The 24444-nt window shown below is 55.6% G+C and carries 21 protein-coding genes; 16 read left to right on the top strand and 5 right to left on the bottom strand.

The genetic code is table 11. From position 1 onward, the window contains the following. Positions 1–46: 46 nt before the first annotated feature. The gene (gene ilvC / locus K7B04_RS04160; protein ID WP_069325102.1) at positions 47–1522 is read left to right on the top strand and encodes a ketol-acid reductoisomerase; all 1476 of its coding nucleotides are present in this window, start codon (positions 47–49) and stop codon (positions 1520–1522) included. Between the two features lie 76 nt (positions 1523–1598). Here the strand turns inward: ilvC and ppiC are convergent, their stop codons facing one another. The 3 genes from ppiC to K7B04_RS04145 are packed head-to-tail and all read right to left on the bottom strand — an operon-like array spanning position 1599 to position 4837. After that, on the bottom strand, positions 1599–1880 hold the full coding sequence (gene ppiC, locus K7B04_RS04155; RefSeq protein ID WP_004886861.1) for a peptidylprolyl isomerase PpiC: 282 nt from the start codon (positions 1878–1880) through the stop codon (positions 1599–1601). Between the two features lie 57 nt (positions 1881–1937). Beyond that, positions 1938–3431, bottom strand: a complete 1494-nt coding sequence (locus K7B04_RS04150) for an alpha-N-arabinofuranosidase (RefSeq protein ID WP_223803533.1) — start codon at positions 3429–3431, stop codon at positions 1938–1940. Between the two features lie 11 nt (positions 3432–3442). Then, complete coding sequence (locus K7B04_RS04145; protein WP_223803532.1) at positions 3443–4837, bottom strand: MFS transporter; 1395 nt, start codon at positions 4835–4837, stop codon at positions 3443–3445. Between the two features lie 429 nt (positions 4838–5266). On the opposite strand from K7B04_RS04145, the gene rep reads away from it, so the two are divergent. After that, positions 5267–7288: a DNA helicase Rep gene (gene rep, locus K7B04_RS04140; RefSeq protein WP_223803531.1), complete on the top strand. Its 2022-nt coding sequence runs from the start codon at positions 5267–5269 to the stop codon at positions 7286–7288. 53 nt (positions 7289–7341) lie between these two features. On the opposite strand, the gene gppA is transcribed toward rep, so the two are convergent. Together gppA and rhlB are read right to left on the bottom strand one after the other, a co-directional pair. After that, a complete protein-coding gene (gppA, locus tag K7B04_RS04135; protein WP_223803530.1) occupies positions 7342–8826 on the bottom strand; it encodes a guanosine-5'-triphosphate,3'-diphosphate diphosphatase in 1485 nt (494 codons plus the stop codon). 7 nt (positions 8827–8833) lie between these two features. Next, entirely contained in the window at positions 8834–10099 is a 1266-nt protein-coding gene (gene rhlB, locus K7B04_RS04130; protein WP_064546396.1) for an ATP-dependent RNA helicase RhlB, read from the bottom strand. Between the two features lie 143 nt (positions 10100–10242). On the opposite strand from rhlB, the gene trxA reads away from it, so the two are divergent. The 14 genes from trxA to wzyE all read left to right on the top strand — a co-directional run bounded on the left by trxA (position 10243) and on the right by wzyE (position 24443). Then, the gene (gene trxA, locus K7B04_RS04125; protein ID WP_004386384.1) at positions 10243–10572 is read left to right on the top strand and encodes a thioredoxin TrxA; all 330 of its coding nucleotides are present in this window, start codon (positions 10243–10245) and stop codon (positions 10570–10572) included. Positions 10573–10733: 161 nt separating this feature from the next. Then, positions 10734–10817 carry a rho operon leader peptide gene (locus K7B04_RS24545; protein ID WP_106929928.1) on the top strand — a complete coding sequence of 28 codons (84 nt, stop codon included), beginning with the start codon at positions 10734–10736 and terminating at the stop codon, positions 10815–10817. Between the two features lie 86 nt (positions 10818–10903). Then, on the top strand, positions 10904–12163 hold the full coding sequence (rho, locus tag K7B04_RS04120) for a transcription termination factor Rho (protein WP_035895778.1): 1260 nt from the start codon (positions 10904–10906) through the stop codon (positions 12161–12163). A gap of 241 nt (positions 12164–12404) precedes the next feature. Beyond that, on the top strand, positions 12405–13508 hold the full coding sequence (wecA, locus tag K7B04_RS04115) for a UDP-N-acetylglucosamine--undecaprenyl-phosphate N-acetylglucosaminephosphotransferase (RefSeq protein ID WP_163448150.1): 1104 nt from the start codon (positions 12405–12407) through the stop codon (positions 13506–13508). A gap of 13 nt (positions 13509–13521) precedes the next feature. Next, positions 13522–14568 (top strand): ECA polysaccharide chain length modulation protein, encoded by a 1047-nt coding sequence (gene wzzE / locus K7B04_RS04110; protein ID WP_163448151.1) that lies wholly within the window; start codon positions 13522–13524, stop codon positions 14566–14568. Between the two features lie 56 nt (positions 14569–14624). After that, positions 14625–15755 (top strand): UDP-N-acetylglucosamine 2-epimerase (non-hydrolyzing), encoded by a 1131-nt coding sequence (wecB, locus tag K7B04_RS04105; RefSeq protein ID WP_163448152.1) that lies wholly within the window; start codon positions 14625–14627, stop codon positions 15753–15755. Further along, positions 15752–17014, top strand: a complete 1263-nt coding sequence (gene wecC, locus K7B04_RS04100; RefSeq protein ID WP_163448153.1) for a UDP-N-acetyl-D-mannosamine dehydrogenase — start codon at positions 15752–15754, stop codon at positions 17012–17014. The genes wecB and wecC overlap by 4 nt, the downstream gene beginning before the upstream one ends. Continuing rightward, the gene (rffG, locus tag K7B04_RS04095) at positions 17011–18078 is read left to right on the top strand and encodes a dTDP-glucose 4,6-dehydratase (protein WP_163448154.1); all 1068 of its coding nucleotides are present in this window, start codon (positions 17011–17013) and stop codon (positions 18076–18078) included. Before wecC ends, rffG begins: the two co-directional genes overlap by 4 nt. A 22-nt stretch (positions 18079–18100) precedes the next feature. Beyond that, positions 18101–18982 carry a glucose-1-phosphate thymidylyltransferase RfbA gene (gene rfbA, locus K7B04_RS04090; RefSeq protein ID WP_163448155.1) on the top strand — a complete coding sequence of 294 codons (882 nt, stop codon included), beginning with the start codon at positions 18101–18103 and terminating at the stop codon, positions 18980–18982. Next, on the top strand, positions 18960–19634 hold the full coding sequence (gene rffC, locus K7B04_RS04085) for a dTDP-4-amino-4,6-dideoxy-D-galactose acyltransferase (RefSeq protein WP_163448156.1): 675 nt from the start codon (positions 18960–18962) through the stop codon (positions 19632–19634). Before rfbA ends, rffC begins: the two co-directional genes overlap by 23 nt. A gap of 4 nt (positions 19635–19638) precedes the next feature. Beyond that, positions 19639–20769, top strand: a complete 1131-nt coding sequence (gene rffA, locus K7B04_RS04080; RefSeq protein WP_163448157.1) for a dTDP-4-amino-4,6-dideoxygalactose transaminase — start codon at positions 19639–19641, stop codon at positions 20767–20769. A gap of 1 nt (position 20770) precedes the next feature. Further along, positions 20771–22021, top strand: a complete 1251-nt coding sequence (wzxE, locus tag K7B04_RS04075) for a lipid III flippase WzxE (RefSeq protein ID WP_163448158.1) — start codon at positions 20771–20773, stop codon at positions 22019–22021. Further along, positions 22018–23097, top strand: coding sequence for a TDP-N-acetylfucosamine:lipid II N-acetylfucosaminyltransferase (locus tag K7B04_RS04070; protein WP_163448159.1), 1080 nt, complete (start codon positions 22018–22020; stop codon positions 23095–23097). Before wzxE ends, K7B04_RS04070 begins: the two co-directional genes overlap by 4 nt. Beyond that, a complete protein-coding gene (wzyE, locus tag K7B04_RS04065) occupies positions 23094–24443 on the top strand; it encodes an ECA oligosaccharide polymerase (RefSeq protein WP_163448160.1) in 1350 nt (449 codons plus the stop codon). Before K7B04_RS04070 ends, wzyE begins: the two co-directional genes overlap by 4 nt. Position 24444: the final 1 nt, after the last annotated feature.

Genomic DNA, 24444 nt, shown 5'->3' with positions numbered 1-24444 from the left:
AAGCGAACCGAACAATAAGACACACAACATCACGGAGTACACCATCATGGCTAACTACTTTAATACACTGAATCTGCGCCAGCAGCTGGCGCAGCTGGGTAAATGCCGCTTTATGGGCCGCGACGAATTCGCCGACGGCGCGAGCTACCTGCAGGGTAAAAAAGTGGTCATCGTCGGCTGTGGCGCTCAGGGTCTGAACCAGGGCCTGAACATGCGTGACTCCGGTCTGGATATCTCCTATGCCCTGCGTAAAGAAGCGATTGCTGAGAAGCGGGCTTCCTGGCGTAAAGCGACCGAAAACGGCTTCAAAGTAGGCACCTACGAAGAGCTGATCCCGCAGGCGGACCTGGTGGTTAACCTGACGCCAGACAAACAGCACTCCGACGTGGTGCGTTCCGTACAGCCGCTGATGAAAGACGGTGCGGCGCTGGGCTACTCCCACGGCTTCAACATCGTCGAAGTCGGCGAGCAGATCCGTAAAGACATCACCGTGGTGATGGTAGCGCCGAAATGCCCGGGTACCGAAGTGCGTGAAGAGTACAAACGTGGTTTCGGTGTTCCGACCCTGATCGCCGTTCACCCGGAAAACGATCCGAAAGGCGAAGGTATGGCGATTGCTAAAGCCTGGGCTGCGGCCACCGGCGGTCACCGTGCGGGCGTACTGGAATCTTCTTTCGTTGCGGAAGTGAAATCTGACCTGATGGGCGAGCAGACTATCCTGTGCGGTATGCTGCAGGCCGGTTCTCTGCTGTGCTTCGACAAGCTGGTGGCAGAAGGCACCGACCCGGCTTATGCGGAAAAACTGATTCAGTTCGGCTGGGAAACCATCACCGAAGCGCTGAAGCAGGGCGGCATCACCCTGATGATGGACCGTCTGTCTAACCCGGCGAAACTGCGTGCTTACGCGCTGTCTGAACAGCTGAAAGAGATCATGGCTCCGCTGTTCCAGAAACACATGGATGACATCATCTCCGGCGAATTCTCCTCCGGCATGATGGCTGACTGGGCTAACGACGATAAGAAACTGCTGACCTGGCGTGAAGAGACCGGCAAAACCGCGTTCGAAACCGCTCCGCAGTATGAAGGCAAAATCGGCGAGCAGGAGTACTTCGATAAAGGCGTGCTGATGATTGCGATGGTGAAAGCGGGCGTTGAGCTGGCGTTCGAAACCATGGTCGATTCCGGCATCATCGAAGAATCCGCTTACTACGAATCACTGCACGAACTGCCGCTGATCGCCAACACCATCGCCCGTAAGCGTCTGTACGAAATGAACGTGGTTATCTCCGATACCGCAGAATACGGTAACTACCTGTTCTCTTACGCTTGCGTGCCGCTGCTGAAAGAGTTCATGACCACCCTGCAGACCGGCGATCTGGGCAAAGCGATTGCCGAAGGCGCGGTAGACAACGCGCAGCTGCGTGATGTGAACGACGCCATTCGCGGCCATGCTATCGAGAAAGTGGGCCAGAAACTGCGTGGCTATATGACGGATATGAAACGTATTGCAGTCGCGGGCTGATGCCCTCACCCCAACCCTCTCCCGCAGGGAGAGGGAGCAAACATTAAAGGCCTTCTCTTTGAGAAGGCCTTGCTGTTTATTTCCGGTACAGCACTTTGATGATGTGGTAACCGAACTGAGTGTGCAGCGGGCCGGTTGGCTCCAGCACCGGGCAGGAGAAGACCACTTTGTCGAACGCCGGCACCATCTGGCCCTGGCGGAATTCACCTAAGTCGCCGCCGCGTTTGCCCGACGGGCAGATGGAGTGCTTCTTTGCCAGCTTGCCGAAGTCGGCGCCGTTTTTAATCTGCTCCAGAAGATCCAATGCCAGTTTCTCTTCTTTTACAAGGATATGCAGTGCTGCTGCTGTTTTTGCCATGGTTTGCGCCCTGGGTTAAGTGATAAATCAGGGCGCAATATTAGCATGTAAAAGCCGTTACAGGATGTCGAAGGTGATGCGGTTCCACGACAGCGGCGGCAGGGTGAGGTCGGAGGCCGTTAGCGTCTCCGGCGCAACGCGATCCGGACGATCAAAGGTATTTTTCGCGTAGAGATCGTCACAGCGGAGGATCTGATGTTCTGCAAGACGCGTCTGGCCAAACGCCGACAGATCCGGATCCAGCGTGAAGTTGTCGTGAAAATCGCTGTTCAGCGCGAATAAATAGAGTTTACCCGCTGCGGCATTGTGCACCACGGCAGACTGGATGCGCCGTGCGTCACCGTATTTGCTGCTGAAGGTGCCCGCAGGAATGAAGTGGCGCAACGCGCTGCCTTTCGCCACGTTAGCCACCATCGCAAAGGGCCAGAAGATGGTCTGACGAATCACCCCGCCGCCCGCTTCGGTAAAGATGGGGGCAATGACGTTCACTAACTGCGCCAGGCTGGCCATTTTTACCCGATCGCAGTGGTTAATGAGGGAGCAGAGAAGACCGCCAACGACCAGCGCGTCGAGAAAAGAGTAACGATCTTCCAGCAAAGGCGGCGCAACCTTAAAGCGATTCTCTTTATGCTTCATCGGCGCATCCCAGGGGTCGCCGCGCAGATACCAGACGTTCCATTCATCGAAGGAGATCATAATGTCCTTCTTACCGCGCTTGTACGCTTTCACGTAGTTGGCGGTGCTGACGATGGTCTCGATAAAGTTGTCCATATTGACGAAGGAGGCCAGAAAGTCGCTTTCTGTGCCTTCGTTTTCATAATACTGGTGGCAGGAGATGTAATCGACGTAGTCGTACAGTTCTTCGAGAACGACCCGATCCCAGGTGGGGAAGGTATCCATCATCGAGCTTGAACTCCCGCACGCAATGAGCTCAACCTCCGGGTCGACGCAGCGCAGAATTTTGGCCGTCTCGCGCGCCTTTTTGGCGTAGTCGTCGGCGCTCATCTGCCCGGTTTGCCACGGGCCGTCCATCTCGTTACCGAGGCACCAGAGTTTAAAGTTATAAGGCTCGGCGTCGCCGTGCTGCACGCGCAGATCGCTGAGCGTGGTGCCGCCAGGGTGGTTACAGTATTCAATAAAGTATCCCGCTTCCTGCGGCGTGCCGGTCCCCAGATTGATGGCGATCATCGGCTCGACGTGGGTTTGTTGGCACCAGTGGTTAAACTCGCTGATGCCAAACTGGTTGCTCTCTTTGCTGATCCACGCGTAGTCCAGGCGCACCGGACGCTCTTCTTTGGGGCCAATACCATCGCGCCAGTTGAAGCCGGAGACATAGTTGCCGCCGGGATAGCGCACGGTGGTGACGTTCATCTCTTTCACCAGGTTAATCACGTCCTGGCGGAACCCTTGCGCATCGGCTTCCGGGTGGCCGGGTTCGTAAATACCGGTATAAACCGCACGGCCCAGATGCTCAACGAAAGAGCCAAACAGCCGGGGGTTAATCTCGGCGATGCGATTATCCGGGGTAATGGCGAAGTGGAGCTTCGACATAACGTTCCTCCTTAAGCGGGGTAGTGGTTAGCTTTTAAATCGGTCTGAATTTCGTTCATCATCCGGGTGTCCAGCTTGTAAAAGAACAGGAACAGCAGTGATGTGATGATGCTGCCCGCTGCGGGAATGACGGTGATCAGCAGCATAATGGCGTTCAGTGTCTCTGGCGTTTGCTGAGGCGCATCCGGAACATAGTGTGTTAAGGACAGGATGGTGGCGGTAATCGTGCCGGCAATCGCCAGACTTACCTTCAGGGCAAACAGGTTGCCGGATGCATAGACGCCGGACATACGACGCTTGAATTTCCATGCGCCAAAGTCGTCGGCATCACCAATAAAGGACCAGAATATCGGCACCGTAATCGCGCCAATATAGCCGCGCAGGGTGTTGAGGGCGAAAATAGTCTCTATGTTTCGTGGGTCGATAAAGTAAATCAGGATGGAGATGGCGGCGGTAATAAAACCAACGTAAATATATAGTTTCACCTTGCAAATATATTTTGTTAGCGTATTGGTGGTCAGGTTACCTAATATCGCAGCCACGATCCCGATACTGATAAACACCGTCGTCCAGAGGTCGTTAAGGTGCATAAGATATTTGGTGAAATAGATGGTCGCGCCGCCGCAGACAAAAGCGGGAATACAACCGATAAACATCCCGGAGACCACCAGAACCCACTGCTTGTTTTTAAAGGCAAAAAGCAGGCTTTTGAAGATATTTTCCTGCGGCCCCTCTTCCGGCGCGATGCGCTCGCGGGTATTGAAGACACACAGCAGGAACATGCAGAGACCAATAATTGAAAAGAGGGTGTTGGTAATAAAGAACCCTTTTTGCTGATCGCCCGCGCCGAAATAGTGTACGAGCGGCAACAGCGTTAAGGAACACAGCAGCACCGCACAGTTGGCCATGGTAAAACGGTAGGACTGACACGAGATGCGATCGACCGGGTTGGCGGTAATGACGCTACCCAGCGAACAGTAAGGAATATTGACCGTACTGTACAATACTGACAGCAACAGGTAGGTGACAAAAGCATACACGCCTTTCCAGCCCGCGGTGATATCCGGCGTATAGAACGCGAGGATACAGATCAGGCAGAAGGGAACGCAGCCGTAAAGAATATAAGGGCGAAAACGTCCATAGCGTGAACGCGTGCGATCGGCAATACCGCCAAGCATAGGGTCGACAAACGCATCGACCAGTCTGACGACTAAAAACATGGTGGCGAGGAGCGCTGCATCCAGACCAAATATATCGGTATAAAAATAGGTGAGGAACATGGTGACCGGGCCCCAACTCATATTACAGGCCGCATCGCCAAAACCAAATCCTAGCTTCTCCCTAACGCTCAATCTCTCCGTGCTATTGGTCACGGTGACGTCTGGTAATAAAATTTCCTGTGCCATTCTTTATTTCACCATAAAGTAAGTGGTTAATTATTGCTAACAGTGAGAACAACAGGTAAACCCAAACAGATAACGAAAGTCATGACGGGGACAATACTATTGATGGCATTGTTTTCATTTTGTGATGTTTCATTGATATCGCTGGTTACCCTCTTTTTTGTGCAGGGATACAGCTATATTCTCCATATTAATAAAACAGTTGTTTTCATTTGAAATTAATTGTTCAGAAGATGAATTACTCTCGAAATATATTATCCAGAATACGGCTCGCCGATTTTCATCGGGAAAAAGCATGAGCTAGTGGCATAAACATCAGCCTCCGTTCGCTTCAGCGCTGATTTTCTTCGGCGCCTTTCAGTGGGCGATCCCTCCCGCCAGACTTTCTGCTACAATCCACACCCCCGTGTTTACAGATTGAGCAATCCCCCTATGCGTTTGAACCCCGGACAACAACAAGCCGTCGAATTCGTCACCGGACCCTGCCTGGTGCTGGCGGGTGCTGGCTCCGGCAAGACCCGCGTTATCACCAATAAGATTGCCCACCTGATCCACGCCTGTGGCTATCAGGCGCGTCATATTGCCGCCGTGACCTTTACCAACAAGGCCGCGCGTGAGATGAAAGAGCGTGTGGCGCAAACGTTAGGGCGCAAAGAAGCACGTGGGCTGATGATCTCCACCTTCCACACGCTTGGGCTGGATATCATTAAGCGCGAGTACGCCGCGCTGGGAATGAAGTCGAACTTCTCGTTGTTTGACGATACCGACCAGACTGCGCTGCTCAAGGAGCTGACTGAAGGGCTGATTGAAGACGATAAGGTGGTGTTCCAGCAGCTGATCTCGACGATCTCCAACTGGAAAAACGATCTGATGACCCCGGCGCAGGCGGCGGCCAGCGCGAAGGGCGAGCGGGACCGTATTTTTGCCCACTGCTACGGTCTGTATGATGCGCATATGAAAGCCTGTAACGTGCTGGACTTCGACGATCTGATCCTGTTGCCGACGCTGCTGCTGCAACGTAATGAAGAGGTGCGTGAGCGCTGGCAGAATAAAATCCGCTACCTGCTGGTGGATGAATATCAGGATACCAACACCAGCCAGTACGAGCTGGTGAAGCTGCTGGTGGGGCAACGCGCGCGCTTTACCGTGGTGGGTGACGATGACCAGTCCATCTACTCATGGCGCGGCGCGCGTCCGCAGAATCTGGTGCTGCTGAGCAAAGACTTCCCTGCGCTGCAGGTGATTAAGCTCGAGCAAAACTATCGCTCCTCCGGGCGTATCCTGAAGGCGGCGAACATTCTGATCGCCAACAACCCGCACGTGTTTGAAAAACGGCTGTTTTCCGAGTTGGGTTATGGTCCGGAACTGAAGGTATTGAGCGCCAACCACGAAGAGCACGAGGCTGAGCGTGTTACCGGCGAGTTGATTGCGCACCACTTCGTCAACAAGACGCAGTATAAGGATTATGCAATCCTCTACCGCGGCAACCACCAGTCGCGGGTGTTTGAAAAATTCCTGATGCAGAACCGCATCCCGTACAAAATTTCCGGCGGCACCTCGTTCTTCTCACGCCCGGAGATTAAAGACCTCCTGGCCTACCTGCGCGTGCTGAGCAACCCGGATGACGACAGCGCGTTCCTGCGTATCGTCAACACGCCGAAACGCGAGATTGGCCCCGCAACGCTGCAAAAACTCGGCGAGTGGGCGATGACCCGCAACAAGAGCCTGTTCACCGCCAGCTTCGATATGGGGCTGAGCCAGACGCTCACCGGCCGTGGCTATGAATCGCTGACGCGCTTTACCCAGTGGCTGGGCGAAATTCAGCGCCTGGCGGAACGCGAGCCGATCGCCGCTGTGCGCGATCTGATTCACGGTATTGATTACGAATCCTGGCTGTTTGAAACCTCGCCGAGCCCGAAAGCCGCCGAAATGCGCATGAAAAACGTCAACACGTTGTTCAGTTGGATGACGGAAATGCTGGAAGGCAGCGAGCTGGAAGAGCCGATGACCCTGACGCAGGTGGTCACTCGCTTTACGCTGCGTGACATGATGGAGCGCGGCGAAAGCGAGGAAGAACTGGATCAGGTTCAGCTGATGACCCTGCACGCATCAAAAGGTCTGGAGTTCCCGTACGTCTTCCTGGTGGGGATGGAGGAGGGGCTGCTGCCGCACCAGAGCAGCATTGACGAAGATAACGTTGATGAAGAGCGCCGCCTGGCCTACGTCGGCATTACCCGCGCGCAGAAAGAGCTGATTTTTACTCTGTGCAAAGAACGCCGTCAGTACGGTGAATTAGTGCGTCCGGAGCCGAGCCGTTTCCTGCTGGAACTGCCGCAGGATGATGTGATCTGGGAACAGGAGCGGAAGGTGATTACTGCGGAAGAACGTATGCACAAAGGGCAGGCTAATGTCGCCAATATTCGTGAAATGCTGGCGAAGGCGAAAAAATCATAACTGAGTCATGGTAGGCCGGATAAGCGCAGCGTCATCCGGCAACCCGATGAGGTTTAGCGGACTTCCAGCGGCCAGTGAATATAGCTTTGCCACTGGCACTCCTGATCGACCATTTCGCGGCCCAGAGGGTGGTGCGCAAGCCAGCCTTCCGGCAGCGTCAGCGTCAGGTTTTCACCTTCGGCAACCAGCGTAATCGCGGGCAGGAGATCGTCACGACGGCGGCTGGCAAACAGAATCGCCAGGCGTAGCAGGCGGCAAAGATGCTCGGCTACGCGCGGCGGTACGGCGTTCTGCTGATGCAGCGTAGGCAGATTGACGGTGTTGGTCTGGTTTAACAGCAGGGTGGCGAGCAGCTTTTTCTGTGCGGGGGTAAAACCCGGTAGATCGAGGTTACGCACCAGATAGGCTGCGTGCTGCGGGGCTTGCTTGAAGTCAACGCTGAGGCCGATTTCATGCAGCGCGCAGGCGCTTAGCAGCAGTTCGCGGCTTAATGGCTCCAGTTCCCAGCTTTTAGCAACCTGATCGACAAAGTTATCCGCCAGCTGTGCGACGCGGTTCGCCTGCTCAGTGTCGACCATAAAACGGCGCTGAATATTGCGCAGCGTGCGGCTGCGAATATCTTCATCGACCGCCAGATGCAGCATACCGTAAACCAACCCTTCGCGCAGTGCGCCGCCGGCCAGGGTCATGCACTGGATGTTCAGTTCGGTAAAAATAGCGATCAGGATCGCCAGCCCGCTCGGGAAAACCAGCGCGCGTTCCAGCGTTAACCCTTCAATCTCCAGCTCTTCCAGACGGCCACACTGGATGGCGCGCTGCTTGAGCTGCTGAAGTTTTGCGAGGGTGATGCGTTCATCCATTCCCTGCGCCATCATGATTTCCTGCAACGCCTGAACCGTACCGGAGGCACCGACACAGACTTTCCAGCCGTGGTGACGCAGTTCATCCGCGACCGGCTTTAACACTTCACGGGCGGCACGTTCCGCTTCGTCGAAATGTTCCTGCGCCAGATTACGGTCGGTGAAGTAGCGCTCCAGCCAGGTCACGCAGCCCATCGACAGGCTGAACAACGAGGTAGTTTGCGCACCGGTGCCGGTCACCAGTTCAGTACTGGCGCCACCGATATCGACCACTAAACGACGATCGTCGCCGCCAGTGGTGTGCGCGACGCCCTGATAAATCAGACGTGCTTCTTCTTCGCCGCGGATAACCTGCACCGGACAGCCGAGGATCTCCTGGGCTTTGGCGATAAAGACGTCGGCATTCACGGCAAGACGCAGCGTTGCGGTTGCCACGATGCGGATTTGCGTGGGGGGAATATCTTGTAATCGCTCGGCGAAAAGACGCAGGCACTGCCAGCCTCGTTCCATGGCTTCCGTCGACAGGATGTTGTCCTGGCTCAGCCCGGCGGCCAGACGCACTTTACGCTTGATACGGGTGAGCGTCTGGATGCTACCCGCCACCTCGCGCACAATCAGCATATGAAAACTATTGGAACCGAGATCAATGGCTGCGTACAGCGAGGTGGTAGTGAGCATAACTTATTTAACCTGAACGACGACGATTACGTGGCGCGCCCGAACGACGCGGACCGTTACCCTGGCGAACGCGCGTCAGACGCAGCGGCTTCGGCAGGTCGGTTAACAAGGCATCCGGGTTGTACTTACTGACCGGAATCGAGTGACCCGTGTAGGTCTCAATGGCCGGCAAGTTCAGTGCATACTCTTCACAGGCGAGGCTAATTGAGTGGCCGCTTGCGCCTGCGCGACCGGTACGACCGATGCGGTGTACGTAGTCTTCACAGTCGTCTGGCAGGTCATAGTTAAAGACGTGCGTCACAGCAGGAATGTGCAGGCCGCGCGCCGCAACGTCGGTCGCGACAAGAATGTCGAGATCGCCACGGGTGAAATCTTCCAGAATACGCAGACGTTTTTTCTGCGCCACGTCACCGGTCAGCAGGCCGACGCGATGACCATCGGCAGCCAGGTGGCCCCAGATGTCTTCACAGCGGTGCTTGGTGTTGGCGAAGATAATCGCGCGATCGGGCCATTCTTCTTCCAGCAGCGTTTGCAGTAAACGCATTTTTTCTTCATTGGAAGGATAGAAAAGCTCTTCTTTAATGCGATGGCCCGTTTTCTGCTCTGGCTCCACTTCCACATATTCGGCGTTGTTCATTTGCTCGAACGCCAGTTCGCGTACGCGGTAAGAAAGGGTGGCGGAGAACAGCATGTTCAGACGCTGGTTGGCCGGCGGCATGCGGCGGAACAGCCAACGGATATCTTTAATAAAGCCGAGATCGTACATACGATCGGCTTCGTCCAGCACCACGACCTGGATCGCGCCCAGATTAATATGGTTCTGTTTTGCATAATCAATGAGACGGCCGGTGGTGCCGATCAGAATATCGACGCCGCTCTCCAGCACTTTCAGCTGTTTGTCATAGCCGTCACCGCCGTAGGCCAGGCCCAGCTTCAGACCGGTGGCCTGAGCCAGCGGCTCTGCGTCAGCGTGAATCTGTACCGCCAGCTCACGGGTCGGCGCCATAATTAACGCGCGCGGTTGATTCACCTGGCGGTCAGCAACTGCCGGGTGAGAAAGAAGATAATGAAACGTTGACGTCAGGAACGCCATCGTTTTTCCGGTACCGGTTTGCGCCTGTCCAGCTACATCACGTCCAGCAAGCGTCAGCGGCAAAGCCAGCGCCTGAATGGGCGTGCAATTATAAAACCCTTTAGTTTCAAGGGCTTCAACCACTTTAGGGTGCAGGGCGAAGTCGGAAAACTTCTGTTCAGTTAAATGTGTTTTGCTCATAGTGTGGTAGAATATCAGCTTACTATTGCATTAAGAAAGCGTATCCGGTGAAATAACGTCAACCTTTGTTGGCGAAGTCAACATCAACACCTCGTTGGTTAATGCTACACCAACACACCAGGCTTATTCCTGTGGAGTTAAATATGAGCGATAAAATTATTCACCTGACTGACGACAGTTTTGACACGGACGTACTCAAAGCTGACGGGCTGACCCTCGTCGATTTCTGGGCAGAGTGGTGTGGTCCGTGCAAAATGATCGCCCCGATTCTGGATGAAATCGCCGATGAGTATCAGGGTAAACTGACCGTTGCCAAACTGAACATCGATCAGAACCCGGGCACTGCACCGAAGTATGGCATCCGCGGTATCCCTACGCTGCTGCTGTTCAAGAACGGCGAAGTGGCTGCAACCAAAGTTGGCGCGCTGTCTAAAGGCCAGCTCAAAGAGTTCCTCGACGCTAACCTGGCGTAAGCAATTCGACTCGGGCGTCCTGTGTTCTTAAATTGAGCGGAACTCTGGACGCCCGGCTTTAGTCGTGCTAAGTTAAGTTTGACTTCGTTTTAAACATACCTTGTTTGAATCTTGTTTGACCCAAACCTCCCGTCGCATTTAGCCACGTCAGAGGTTGAAAAATTCCAGGCTTGTCACTCTTTCCGTCTTGTCGTTTCAGTTCTGCGTACTTTCCTGTGACCAGGCAGCGAACAGACATGAGTTGATGGCCGTAAACAGGCACGGATGACCCTGCCATACCATTCACAAATTAAGTTCGAGATTTACCCCGAGTTTAAGAACCCACACCATTATGAATCTTACCGAATTAAAGAACACGCCGGTTTCTGAGCTGATCACTCTCGGCGAAAATATGGGTCTGGAAAACCAGGCACGTATGCGCAAGCAGGACATCATTTTCGCCATCCTGAAGCAGCACGCGAAGAGTGGCGAAGATATCTTTGGCGACGGTGTGCTGGAGATACTGCAGGATGGATTTGGTTTCCTCCGCTCCGCAGACAGCTCCTACCTCGCCGGCCCTGATGATATCTACGTTTCCCCCAGCCAAATCCGCCGTTTCAACCTCCGCACTGGTGACACCATCTCTGGTAAGATTCGTCCTCCGAAAGAGGGTGAGCGTTACTTTGCACTGTTGAAAGTTAACGAAGTTAACTACGACAAGCCGGAAAACTCGCGCAACAAGATCCTGTTCGAGAACTTAACACCGCTGCACGCAAACTCCCGTCTGCGTATGGAACGTGGTAACGGTTCTACCGAAGACTTAACGGCTCGCGTACTGGATCTGGCATCGCCGATCGGTCGCGGCCAGCGTGGTCTGATTGTGGCGCCGCCGAAAGCCGGTAAAACCATGCTGCTGCAGAACATCGCGCAGAGCATTGCCTACAATCACCCGGACTGCGTGCTGATGGTGCTGCTGATTGACGAACGTCCGGAAGAAGTGACCGAGATGCAGCGTCTGGTGAAAGGTGAAGTGGTTGCTTCTACCTTTGACGAACCGGCATCTCGTCACGTTCAGGTAGCCGAAATGGTTATCGAGAAGGCGAAACGTCTGGTAGAACACAAGAAAGACGTGATCATCCTGCTCGACTCCATCACCCGTCTGGCGCGTGCCTACAACACCGTGGTTCCGGCTTCCGGTAAAGTCCTGACCGGTGGTGTGGACGCCAACGCCCTGCATCGTCCGAAGCGTTTCTTCGGCGCGGCGCGTAACGTGGAAGAGGGCGGCAGCCTGACCATCATCGCCACTGCGCTTATCGATACCGGCTCTAAAATGGATGAAGTTATCTACGAAGAGTTTAAAGGTACCGGCAACATGGAACTGCATCTCTCTCGTAAGATTGCGGAAAAACGCGTCTTCCCGGCTATCGACTACAACCGTTCCGGTACCCGTAAAGAAGAGCTGCTCACCACGCCTGAAGAGCTGCAGAAAATGTGGATCCTGCGCAAAATCATCCATCCGATGGGTGAAATCGACGCGATGGAATTCCTCATTAACAAACTGGCCATGACCAAGACCAACGACGATTTCTTCGACATGATGAAACGTTCGTAAAACACGGTTTTTCGCTGAAAAACGCCACACAATTGTGTGGCGTTTTTGTTTTTAGGAGTTTCGCCGATGGGGTTCCGCTTTTTTTTCGCGGACAATTGCGGTTTACGGCTACAATAATAGCTAGTTTGTAAAATTGGTTATAAATCAGGCGAGTTTCCCCAATATTCATCAGGCTTCCTCTTCTGATGAGTAGTTATCGTGGGTATACTTTCGCTACTAATATTCGCAGCGAGTATAAATTGTGAGTTTACTGGCCGTCGGTACTGACCTGATCAGTATTTTTTTGTTCACCACCGTATTTCTTTTTTTCGCCCGCCGGGTGGCTAAAAAGATCGGGTTGGTGGACAGACCTAATTTTCGTAAACGTCACCAGGGGGTTATCCCGCTTGTGGGCGGCATCTCTGTATACGCCGGTATTTGCCTCACTTTTGCGATCGCCAATTACTACATCCCGCATGCTTCCCTTTATCTGGCCTGTGCTGGCGTACTCGTGCTGGTCGGCGCACTCGACGACCGTTATGACATCAGCGTTAAAATTCGCGCAATCATTCAAGCGCTGATTGGTATTGTGATGATGAGCGTCGGAGGGCTGTACCTGCGCAGCCTCGGCTATATCTTCGGCTCGTGGGAGCTGGTGCTCGGTCCGTTTGGCTTCTTCCTGACCTTGTTTGCCGTCTGGGCCATCATCAATGCTTTCAATATGGTGGACGGTATCGATGGCCTGCTTGGCGGCCTGTCGAGCGTCAGCTTCGGCGCCATTGGTCTGATTCTGTGGTTTGACGGGCAGACCAGCCTCGCCATGTGGTGCTTTGCCATGATTGCCGCCATCCTGCCATACATTATGCTCAACCTGGGCGTGCTGGGGCGTCGCTATAAAGTCTTTATGGGGGATGCCGGCAGTACGCTGATTGGCTTCACCGTTATCTGGATCCTGCTGGAAACCACCCAGGGTACGCATCACCCGATTAGTCCGGTCACCGCGCTGTGGATTGTCGCCATTCCGCTTATGGACATGGTGGCGATTATGTATCGCCGTCTGCGTAAGGGCATGAGCCCGTTCTCGGCTGACCGTCAGCATATTCACCATCTGATCATGCGTGCGGGCTTCACCTCTCGTCAGGCGCTGGTGTTGATTACGGTTGCCGCCGCGTTGCTGGCGGGCATTGGTGTGGCTGCCGAATACACTCGCGTTGTGCCTGAATGGGTCATGCTGATTTTGTTCCTGATGGCTTTTGGCCTCTACGGTTACTGCATCAAGCGGGCATGGAAAGTGGCGCGTTTTATTAAACGCATGAAGCGCAGAATGCGTCGGAACAGTGAAAAAAATCCAAAATTAACCAAGTAAAACTGGGGTAGTAATGACACAACCATTACCGGAAGCACAGTTATCAAGTGCGGAGAATGAACTGGATATTCGTGGCCTGTTTCGCGCGTTGTGGTCGGGGAAACACTGGATTATCGGCCTTGCGGTGCTATTTGCCGCTGTTGTGCTGATTTATACCTTTTTTGCCCGACAGGAATGGAGCACCACGGCGATCACCGACCGGCCAACGGTCAACATGCTAGGCGGCTATTACTCGCAGCAGCAATTCCTGCGCAATCTGGATGTGAAGGTTAACCCAACCACCACGACGCCGCCGTCGGTGATGGATGAAGTTTACAAAGAGTTCGTTATGCAGCTCGCCTCCTGGGATACCCGTCGTGATTTCTGGTCGCAGACGGACTACTACAAGCAGCGGATGGTGGGCAATTCCCGCGCCGATGCCGCCCAGCTTGATGACCTGATTAACGACATTCAGTTCATCCCAGGCGATGCGCAAAAAAACGTGAGCGACAGCGTCACGCTGAGCGCAGAAACCGCGCAGGACGCCAATAACCTGCTTCGCCAGTACGTGGCGTTTGCCAGCGAACGTGCCGCGGGGCATCTGAATGACGAGCTGAAAGGCGCGTGGGCCGCGCGAACCATTCAGGTGAAAGCGCAGGTGAAGCGTCAGGAAGAGGTGGCTCAGGCGATTTTCAATCGCCGTCTGCACAGCATTGAAGCCGCGCTGAAAATTGCGCAGCAGAACAATATTACCCGTAGCGTCACGGATGTACCGGCCGATGAGCTCCCGGATTCCGAGCTTTCTTTACTGGGACGTCCGATGCTGCAGGCACGACTGGAAAACCTGCAGGCTGTTGGGCCGACCTTCGATCTGGATTACGACCAGGCGCGCGCTATGCTGACGACCCTCAACGTGGGGCCGACGCTGGCAAAGAGTTTTCAGACTTATCGGTATTTGCGCACACCGGAGGAGCCGGTAAAACGCACCAGCCCGCGCCGCGTATTCCTGATGGTGATGTGGGGCATTGTCGGCGCATTGGTGGGTGCGGGGGTGGCACTGGCGCGTCGTCGCACGCAGTAAATACCCATCAATGGTGAAGGGCGATGGGCCTGGTTCATCTATAGAAGAGAATCGATGTGAAAGTTCTGACTGTATTTGGCACACGTCCGGAGGCGATCAAAATGGCGCCTCTGGTTCATGCGCTAGCAAAGGATCCTCATTTTGAGGCAAAAGTATGCGTCACCGCACAGCATAGGGAAATGCTTGATCAGGTGCTAAACCTCTTCTCCATTGTTCCGGACTATGACCTCAACATCATGAGTCCAGGACAGGGTTTAACCGAAATAACCTGCCGCATTCTGCAGGGGTTGAAGCCTGTTCTGGAGTTGTTTAAACCGGATGTCGTTCTGGTGCATGGCGACACGACAACGACCGCCGCGGCAAGCCTGGCGGCATTTTATCAGCGCATTCCCGTTGGTCATGTGGAAGCGGGGCTGCGCACGGGCGATCTCTATTCGCCGTGGCCGGAAGAAGCGAATCGCACGCTCACCGGGCACCTGGCGATGTATCATTTCGCGCCGACCGAAAATTCGCGGCAGAATCTGCTGCGGGAGAATCTGCCGGATAAGCGCATTTTCGTCACCGGCAACACGGTGATTGACGCGCTGTTCTGGGTTCGCGATCGGGTGCTGAACGATACCGCGCTGCGTAGCGATATGGCGCAGCGTTATCCGTTCCTCAGCAATGGCAAAAAGACGATTCTGGTCACGGGGCACCGTCGCGAGAGTTTTGGTCAGGGCTTTGAACATATTTGTCATGCGCTGGCCAAAATTGCCGCGGATAACCCGGATGTGCAGATTGTGTATCCGGTGCACCTCAATCCGAATGTCAGCGAACCGGTCAATCGGATTCTGGGGCACATCGATAGCGTCATATTGATTGAACCGCAGGACTACTTGCCGTTTGTCTGGTTGATGAATCATGCATGGCTGATTCTCACCGATTCGGGCGGCATTCAGGAAGAGGCGCCGTCGCTGGGCAAACCCGTACTGGTGATGCGTGAAACCACTGAGCGTCCGGAAGCCATCGATGCCGGCACGGTCCGCCTGGTGGGAACGGATAGCCAACGCATTGTGGATGAAGTTACGCGCCTGCTGCGCGATGACGAAGAATATCAAAGGATGAGCCGGGCCCATAACCCCTACGGGGATGGCCGGGCATGCGAACGTATTTTGGCAGCATTAAAAAATAATCAGGTAACGTTATGAGTTTCTCAACCCTCTCGGTGATCGGTCTGGGCTATATCGGCCTTCCTACGGCGGCGGCGTTTGCCTCCCGGCAAAAGCAGGTTGTGGGCGTCGATATCAATCAACACGCGGTGGATACCATCAACCGCGGTGAAATTCATATTGTCGAACCCGATCTCGACAGGGTGGTGAAAACCGCGGTGGCGGATGGCTATCTGCGCGCCACCACCACGCCAGAAGCGGCCGACGCTTACCTGATTGCCGTGCCGACGCCGTTTAAAGGCGATCACGAGCCGGATATGATTTATGTCGAAGCGGCAGCGCGTTCCATTGCGCCGGTGCTGAAGAAAGGGGCGCTGGTGATCCTCGAGTCCACTTCGCCGGTTGGCGCGACCGAGCAAATGGCCGGCTGGTTGGCTGAGATGCGCCCGGATCTGACCTTCCCGCAGCAGGTTGGCGAGCAGGCGGATATTAACATTGCCTACTGCCCGGAACGCGTGTTGCCGGGGCAGGTGATGGTCGAACTGATTAAAAACGACCGCGTCATTGGCGGCATGACGCCGGTGTGCTCCGCGCGCGCCAGCGAGCTGTACAACATTTTCCTCGAAGGCGAATGCGTGGTGACCAACGCCCGCACCGCCGAGATGTGTAAGCTGACGGAAAACAGCTTCCGCGACGTTAACATCGCGTTTGCTAACGAACTGTCGCTGATCTGCGCCGATCAGGGGATTAACGTCTGGGAATTGATTCGCCTGGCGAATCGTCATCCTCGCGTCAACATTCTCCAGCCGGGTCCTGGGGTGGGCGGGCACTGTATTGCCGTCGACCCGTGGTTCATCGTGGCGCAAAATCCGCAGCAGGCACGTCTGATCCGTACCGCGCGTGAAGTGAACGACCATAAACCGTTCTGGGTGATCGACAAGGTGAAGGCGAATGTCGCCGACTGCCTGGCCGCCAGCGACAAACGCGCCAGCGAATTGAAAATTGCCTGCTTTGGCCTGGCATTTAAACCGAACATCGATGACCTGCGCGAAAGTCCGGCGATGGAAATTGCTGAACTGATCGCCCAGTGGCACAGTGGCGAAACGCTGGTGGTAGAGCCGAATATTCATCAACTGCCGAAAAAACTCGACGGCCTGTGCTCGCTGGTGTCGGTAGAGACGGCGTTAGCCGATGCCGATGTGTTGGTGATGCTGGTCGACCATGCTCAGTTCAAAGCCATCAGCGGCGACGTGATTGCCCAGCAGTTTATTGTCGATACCAAAGGGGTCTGGCGTTGAAACGTATTCTGGTGACTGGCGGCGCGGGCTTTATTGGCTCCGCCGTCGTACGTCACATCATTAACCACACCGCGGACAGCGTGGTGGTCGTTGATAAGCTGACCTACGCCGGTAACCTGGCGTCTTTAGCGCCGGTTGCGGATGATGATCGCTTTGCTTTCGAGCAGGTAGATATCTGCGATCGCCCGGCGCTGGACCGCGTATTTGCCCAGTATCGCCCGGACGTGGTGATGCACCTGGCCGCGGAAAGCCACGTTGACCGTTCTATCGATGGACCGGCGGCATTTATCGAAACCAACATTGTCGGTACCTACACGCTGCTGGAAGCCGCTCGCGCCTGGTGGTCCACGCTGGATGATGCGGGTAAAGCGGCGTTCCGCTTCCACCATATTTCTACCGATGAAGTGTACGGCGATCTGCATTCGACGGACGATTTCTTTACCGAAACCACGCCGTATGCGCCAAGCAGCCCGTATTCCGCGTCGAAAGCCAGCAGCGACCATCTGGTACGCGCCTGGCTGCGTACCTATGGCCTGCCGACGCTTATCACTAACTGTTCAAACAACTACGGTCCGTACCACTTCCCGGAAAAACTGATCCCGCTGACTATTCTCAACGCCCTGGCGGGTAAACCGCTGCCGGTGTACGGCAACGGTCAGCAGATTCGCGACTGGCTGTTTGTCGATGACCACGCCCGCGCGCTCTATCTCGTCGCCACCACCGGCGGCATTGGCGAAACCTACAATATTGGCGGTCATAACGAGCGTAAAAATATCGAGGTCGTCGAGACGATTTGCGCGCTGCTTGAAGAACTGGTGCCGCAAAAGCCGCAGGGTATTGCGCGTTATCATGACCTGATTACTTTTGTCGCCGATCGTCCGGGCCATGATTTACGCTACGCGATTGATGCCGCGAAAATTGCCCGCGAGCTGGGCTGGACGCCGGAAGAGACGTTTGAAAGCGGTATGCGTAAAACGGTGCAGTGGTACCTCGCCAACGAAAGCTGGTGGAAGCAGGTACAGGACGGCAGCTATCAGGGTGAACGCCTGGGTCTGAAAGGCTAAAACGCCCGGAGGAGGAAAAGCAATGAAAGGCATTATTCTGGCTGGCGGCTCGGGTACGCGCCTGCATCCGATTACCCGCGGCGTGTCGAAGCAGCTGTTGCCGATTTACGATAAGCCAATGATCTACTACCCGCTGTCGGTGCTGATGCTGGCGGGGATCCGTGACATTTTGATTATCACTACCCCGGAAGACAGAAGTTACTTCCAGCGACTGTTGGGCGACGGCAGTGAGTTCGGTATTTCACTACAGTACGCTGAACAGCCAAGCCCGGACGGGCTGGCGCAGGCGTTTATCATTGGCGAAACCTTCCTCAACGGCGAGCCGTCGTGTCTGGTTCTGGGTGACAATATCTTCTTTGGCCAGGGCTTCAGCCCGAAACTGCGTCACGTGGCAGCGCGTAGTGAAGGGGCGACAGTCTTTGGTTATCAGGTGATGGATCCGGAACGTTTTGGCGTGGTGGAATTTGATGACCAGTTCCAGGCGCTGTCGCTGGAAGAAAAACCGAAACAACCGAAATCGAACTGGGCGGTCACCGGGCTGTATTTCTACGACAGCAATGTTGTGGAATACGCGAAGCGGGTGAAGCCCTCCGAACGCGGCGAGCTGGAAATCACGTCTATCAACCAGATGTATCTGGATGATGGCAAGCTGACCGTCGAGTTGCTGGGGCGCGGTTTTGCCTGGTTGGATACCGGCACCCACGACAGCCTGATTGAAGCGAGCATGTTTGTGCAGACGGTCGAAAAACGTCAGGGCTTTAAAATTGCCTGTCTGGAAGAGATCGCCTGGCGCAACGGCTGGCTCGACGACGAAGGCGTGAAGCGTGCCGCCGCCGGGCTGGCGAAAACCGGTTACGGTCAATATCTGCTGGAGCTGCTTCGTGCCCGTCCGCGCCAATATTGAGCCCCTGACGTGGGAAAATCAGTTTTTCGGCGTGAATAGCGCGATCGTCCGCTTTGCCGACGATGCGCCGCTGCTGACCGCCGAACGGCTGGCGGGCTGGTCGCGGGTGCAGGCGAAGATCGCCGCACACCAGGTCGCGCAACTGGATGCGCTGCAGGCGCTGGGCTTTCAGCTCGTGGAAGGCGAGGTCGATCTGGCGCTGCCCGTCACGCCGGTAGCCTGCCCGCAGGCGCAGGTGGCCTGCGAGTCCGATATCCCGGAATTACGGGCACTGGCGGCGCAGGCGTTTGCCTTAAGCCGCTTTCGTGCGCCGTGGTACGCTCCCGACGCCAGCGGCCACTTCTATGCTCAGTGGATAGAAAACGCGGTCAAAGGCACGTTTGATAACCAGTGCCTGGTTTTTCGCGACAACAACGGCGCGATCCGCGCATTTGTTTCTCTACGAGAATTGAGTGCCTCCGATGCGCGTATTGGCCTGCTGGCCGGACGCGGCGCGGGCGCAGAATTGATGCAGGCTGCGGTACGCTGGGCGTATACTCGCGGCCTATCGACGCTACGTGTGGCGACGCAAGCCGGCAACACCGCAGCACTTCAACGCTATATTCACAGCGGCGCTAATGTCGTCAGCACCGCGTACTGGCTATACAGGTGACATCATGATCCCATTTAACGCCCCACCAGTCGTGGGTACCGAACTCGATTACATGCAATCCGCGATGGGCAGCGGCAAGTTGTGCGGCGACGGCGGCTTTACCCGCCGCTGCCAGCAGTGGATGGAGCAACGCTTTGGTAGCGCCAAAGTGCTGTTAACGCCGTCCTGTACCGCATCGCTGGAGATGGCGGCCATCCTGCTGGATATCCAGCCGGGCGACGAAGTGATCATGCCGAGCTATACCTTTGTCTCCACCGCCAACGCCTTCGTGCTGCGCGGCGCCAAAATTGTGTTTGTCGACGTGCATAAAGAGACCATGAACATCGATGAGACGCGGATTGAAGCGGCAATCACCGACAAAACCCGCGCCATCGTGCCGGTGCACTACGCGGGCGTGGCCTGCGAGATGGACACCATCATGGCGTTGGCGAAGAAGTACAACCTGTTCGTGGTAGAAGACGCCGCGCAGGGCGTGATGTCGACCTACAAAGGCCGCGCGCTGGGCTCCATCGGCCATATCGGTTGCTTCAGTTTCCACGAAACCAAAAACTACACTGCGGGTGGTGAAGGCGGCGCAACGCTGATTAACGATCGTGCGCTGGTCGAGCGGGCGGAAATCATCCGCGAAAAAGGCACCAACCGTAGCCAGTTCTTCCGTGGGCTGGTGGATAAGTACACCTGGCGCGATATTGGTTCGAGCTACTTGATGTCCGATCTGCAGGCCGCCTATCTGTGGGCGCAGCTCGAAGCCGCCGACCGTATCAACAAGCAACGTCTCGCGCTATGGCAGAGCTACTATGATGCGCTGCTGCCGCTGGCTGACAGCGGACGTATTGACCTGCCGGTGATTCCGCAAGACTGCGACCATAATGCGCACATGTTTTACATCAAGCTGCGCGACGTTGAAGACCGCAGCGCGCTGATTAACTGGCTGAAAGAGGCCGAGATTCTGGCGGTGTTCCACTATATTCCGCTGCACTCCTGTCCGGCGGGCGAGAAGTTTGGCGAGTTCCACGGTGAAGATCGCTTTACCACCAAAGAAAGTGAGCGCCTACTTCGTTTACCGCTGTTCTACAATCTGTCGCCGGTCAATCAGCGCACGGTGATCAATACGCTGCTGAGCTACTTCGCCTGATATGTCGCTGGCAAAAGCTTCGGTGTGGACCGCCGCGTCCACGCTGGTAAAAATTGGCGTTGGCCTGCTGGTGGTGAAGCTGCTGGCGGTGTCGTTTGGCCCCTCGGGCGTCGGCCAGGCGGGTAACTTCCGCCAACTGGTGACCGTGCTCGGCGTACTCGCCGGGGCCGGTATTTTCAACGGGGTGACGAAATTTGTTGCCCAGCATCATGACGACCCGGCACGCTTGCGGCAGGTCGTCGGCACCTCCTCGGCGATGGTGTTGGGTTTTTCGACGCTACTGGCGGCGATTTTCCTGCTGGCGGCGGCACCGATAAGTCAGGGCCTGTTTGGTCATAGCCACTATCAGGGGCTGGTACGGCTGGTTGCGCTGGTACAGATGGGCATCGCCTGGGCGAACCTGCTGCTGGCGCTGATGAAAGGGTTCCGCGATGCGGCGGGTAATGCGCTGTCGTTGATCGCCGGGAGCCTGATTGGCGTTGTGGCCTATTACGCCTGCTATCGGCTAGGCGGTTACGAGGGGGCGCTACTGGGGCTGGCGCTGGTGCCCGCGCTGATTGTCATTCCCGGGGCGGTGATGTTAACCCGGCGCGGCCAGATTCCGTGGGGTTATCTCAAGCCGCAGTGGGACAATGCGCTGGCGGGCCAGTTGGGTAAATTTACCCTGATGGCGCTGATTACCTCGGTCACGATGCCGGTGGCCTACGTGATGATGCGAAACCTGATGGCGGCGCACTACAGCTGGGATGAAGTCGGGATTTGGCAGGGCGTCAGCAGTATCTCCGACGCTTATCTACAGTTTATTACCGCTTCGTTTAGCGTCTATTTGCTACCAACGTTATCGCGCCTGGTCGCGAAGCAGGATATTTCCCGCGAAATTGGCCGCTCGCTGAAGTTTGTATTACCCGCCGTGGCGGCGGCGAGTCTGACCGTCTGGTTGCTGCGCGATTTTGCTATCTGGCTGCTGTTCTCCTCGAAGTTTGTCGCCATGCGCGACCTGTTCGCGTGGCAGCTGGTGGGCGATGTATTGAAAGTAGGCGCTTACGTTTTTGGTTATTTAGTCATCGCTAAGGCTTCGCTGCGCTTTTATATTCTGGCGGAACTGAGTCAGTTCACGCTGCTCACGGCGTTCTCGCACTGGCTGATTCCGGCGCACGGTGCGCTGGGGGCGGCGCAGGCCTATATGGCGACCTATATTGTTTATTTCGCGCTGTGTAGCGGCGTATTTTTAATTTGGCGTAAACGGCAATGACCGAACTGATACATATCCTGGGATCGGATATCCCTCATCATAACCAGACAGTGCTGCGGTTTTTTGCCGAGGAGCTGGCCGAAGAGCCTGCACACGCCCGTCAGTTTATGGTGGTCAGCAAAGACGACGGCCTGGAGGCCGCGTTCCCTTCGCTGATGATTGAACGCTACGTCGATAAATCGGCGCTGGCGAAAGCCGTGGTGGCGAAGGCGAAGGCCAATCGCCAGCAGCGATTCTTCTTCCACGGCCAGTTTAATACCGGCATCTGGTTGGCGTTACTGAGCGGCGGCCTGAAGCCGTCGCAGGTGAGCTGGCATATCTGGGGAGCCGATCTGTATGAAGTCTCGCGTGGCCTGAAGTTCCGCCTGTTCTATCCGCTGCGCCGGATGGCACAAGGCCGCGTAGGGCGCGTGTTCGCCACCTGCGGCGATCTGAGCTATTTCGGCAATATGCACCCGCAGGTGCCCGGTGAGGTGCTCTATTTCCCGACGCGGATGGATCCGGCGCTGAATTCGCTGGCGGATTCCACGCCGCGAGAAGGCAAGTTGACCATTCTGGTGGGCAACTCTGGCGATCGTAGTAACGAACACATTGCCGCGCTGAAGGCGGTGCACCAGCAGTTTGGCGACACGGTAAACGTGATCGTACCGATGGGCTATCCGGCCAATAACGAGGCTTATATCGCTGAAGTAGACCACGCCGCGCAGGCGTTGTTCAGCAAAGAAAATGTGCAGATTCTGCGGGAAAAGCTGGAATTTGACGCCTATCTTGCCTTGTTGCGCCGCTGCGACCTGGGCTATTTTATTTTTGCGCGCCAGCAGGGTATTGGCACGCTGTGCTTGCTCATTCAGGCGGGGATTCCCTGCGTGTTGAATCGTCAGAACCCGTTCTGGCTGGATATGGCCGAGCAGAACATTCCGGTGTTGTTTACTGACGACGTGCTCACCGAGCCGGTGGTGCGAGAAGCCCAGCGTCAGCTGGCGCTGGTGGACAAAAACGCCATCGCCTTTTTCAAACCTAACTATCTGGCGCCATGGCATCGGGCGTTGCAACTGGCGGCGGGGGAAGCGGTATGAGCGAAATGCAGTTTACCGGGCTGTTCGTCGTCTGGCTGCTGTCGACGCTGTTTATCGGCACCCTGACGTGGTTCGAGTTTCGCCGCGTGCGTTTTAACTTCAACGTCTTCTTTTCGTTGTTGTTCCTGCTGACTTTTTTCTTCGGCTTCCCGCTGACCTGTACCCTGGTGTTTCGCTTCGGCGTCGGCGTTTCTCCGCCTGATGTATTGCTGCAAACGCTACTGATTTCGGTCTGTTTCTACGCGGTGTACTACGTCACTTACAAAACCCGGCTGCGCCCTGCCAATGCGACGGTCACGCGCCGCCCGCTGTTTACCATGAATCGGGTTGAGACGCATATTACCTGGGTATTGCTGATGGGGCTTGCGCTGTTGACGGTCGGCACGTTCTTCCTGCACAACGGTTTTCTGCTCTTTAAGCTGCACTCCTATAGCCAGATTTTTTCCAATGAGGTCTCCGGGGTCGCGCTTAAGCGCTTCTTTTACTTCTTTATTCCGGCGATGCTGGTTGTCTATTTTCTCAAGCCGAGCTTTAAAGCGTGGATTGGCTTCCTGATTGCTACCGTGGCCTTCGGCCTGCTGACCTATGCTATCGTCGGCGGCACGCGAGCTAACATTATCATCGCTTTCGCTATCTTCCTGTTTATCGGTATTATTCGCGGCTGGATTTCGCTGTGGATGCTGGTGGCGGCGGGCGTGCTGGGCATTGTTGGCATGTTCTGGCTGGCGTTGAAACGCTACGGTATGAACGTCAGTGGTGACGAAGCGTTTTATACCTTCCTTTACCTGACGCGCGACACTTTCTCGCCGTGGGAGAACCTGGCGCTGCTGCTGCAAAACTACGATAAGATCGACTTCCAGGGCCTGGCGCCAATGGTGCGCGACTTTTACGTCTTTATCCCCAGTTGGCTGTGGCCATCGCGCCCAAGCATTGTGCTGAATACCGCCAACTACTTTACCTGGGAAGTGCTTAACAACCACTCCGGACTGGCTATCTCACCGACGCTGATTGGCTCGCTGGTGGTGATGGGCGGCATGTGGTTTGTGCCGCTGGGCGCGGTCGCGGTAGGGCTGATTATTAAGTGGTTCGACTGGCTGTATAGTCTGGGCAACCAGGAGCCGAATCGCTATAAGGCGGCCATCCTGCACAGTTTCTGTTTTGGCGCAATTTTCAACATGATCGTGCTCGCGCGTGAAGGCTTGGATTCCTTCGGTTCTCGCGTCGTCTTCTTTATGGTCATCTTTGGTTTCTGTTTGCTGGTGGCGAAATTGCTGTACTGGTTGTTTGAGAGCGCGGGGCTGATTCATCAGCGGTTAAAACGCCCAGCGCAGGTTGGAGAAGGATAAA

The organism is Kluyvera sp. CRP (assembly GCF_019930565.1).
GTDB classification, from domain to species: domain Bacteria; phylum Pseudomonadota; class Gammaproteobacteria; order Enterobacterales; family Enterobacteriaceae; genus Kluyvera; species Kluyvera georgiana_A.
This window is presented reverse-complemented; position numbering and strand designations above follow the sequence as displayed.

Excerpts from the sequence above, each read along its gene's own strand:
- ilvC (WP_069325102.1), top strand. The coding sequence starts at position 47 with ATGGCTAACTACTTTAATACACTGAATCTGCGCCAGCAGCTGGCGCAG.
- ppiC (WP_004886861.1), bottom strand. The coding sequence starts at position 1,880 with ATGGCAAAAACAGCAGCAGCACTGCATATCCTTGTAAAAGAAGAGAAA.
- K7B04_RS04150 (WP_223803533.1), bottom strand. The coding sequence starts at position 3,431 with ATGTCGAAGCTCCACTTCGCCATTACCCCGGATAATCGCATCGCCGAG.
- K7B04_RS04145 (WP_223803532.1), bottom strand. The coding sequence starts at position 4,837 with ATGGCACAGGAAATTTTATTACCAGACGTCACCGTGACCAATAGCACG.
- rep (WP_223803531.1), top strand. The coding sequence starts at position 5,267 with ATGCGTTTGAACCCCGGACAACAACAAGCCGTCGAATTCGTCACCGGA.
- gppA (WP_223803530.1), bottom strand. The coding sequence starts at position 8,826 with ATGCTCACTACCACCTCGCTGTACGCAGCCATTGATCTCGGTTCCAAT.
- rhlB (WP_064546396.1), bottom strand. The coding sequence starts at position 10,099 with ATGAGCAAAACACATTTAACTGAACAGAAGTTTTCCGACTTCGCCCTG.
- trxA (WP_004386384.1), top strand. The coding sequence starts at position 10,243 with ATGAGCGATAAAATTATTCACCTGACTGACGACAGTTTTGACACGGAC.
- rho (WP_035895778.1), top strand. The coding sequence starts at position 10,904 with ATGAATCTTACCGAATTAAAGAACACGCCGGTTTCTGAGCTGATCACT.
- wzzE (WP_163448151.1), top strand. The coding sequence starts at position 13,522 with ATGACACAACCATTACCGGAAGCACAGTTATCAAGTGCGGAGAATGAA.
- wecC (WP_163448153.1), top strand. The coding sequence starts at position 15,752 with ATGAGTTTCTCAACCCTCTCGGTGATCGGTCTGGGCTATATCGGCCTT.
- rfbA (WP_163448155.1), top strand. The coding sequence starts at position 18,101 with ATGAAAGGCATTATTCTGGCTGGCGGCTCGGGTACGCGCCTGCATCCG.
- rffA (WP_163448157.1), top strand. The coding sequence starts at position 19,639 with ATGATCCCATTTAACGCCCCACCAGTCGTGGGTACCGAACTCGATTAC.
- wzxE (WP_163448158.1), top strand. The coding sequence starts at position 20,771 with ATGTCGCTGGCAAAAGCTTCGGTGTGGACCGCCGCGTCCACGCTGGTA.
- K7B04_RS04070 (WP_163448159.1), top strand. The coding sequence starts at position 22,018 with ATGACCGAACTGATACATATCCTGGGATCGGATATCCCTCATCATAAC.
- wzyE (WP_163448160.1), top strand. The coding sequence starts at position 23,094 with ATGAGCGAAATGCAGTTTACCGGGCTGTTCGTCGTCTGGCTGCTGTCG.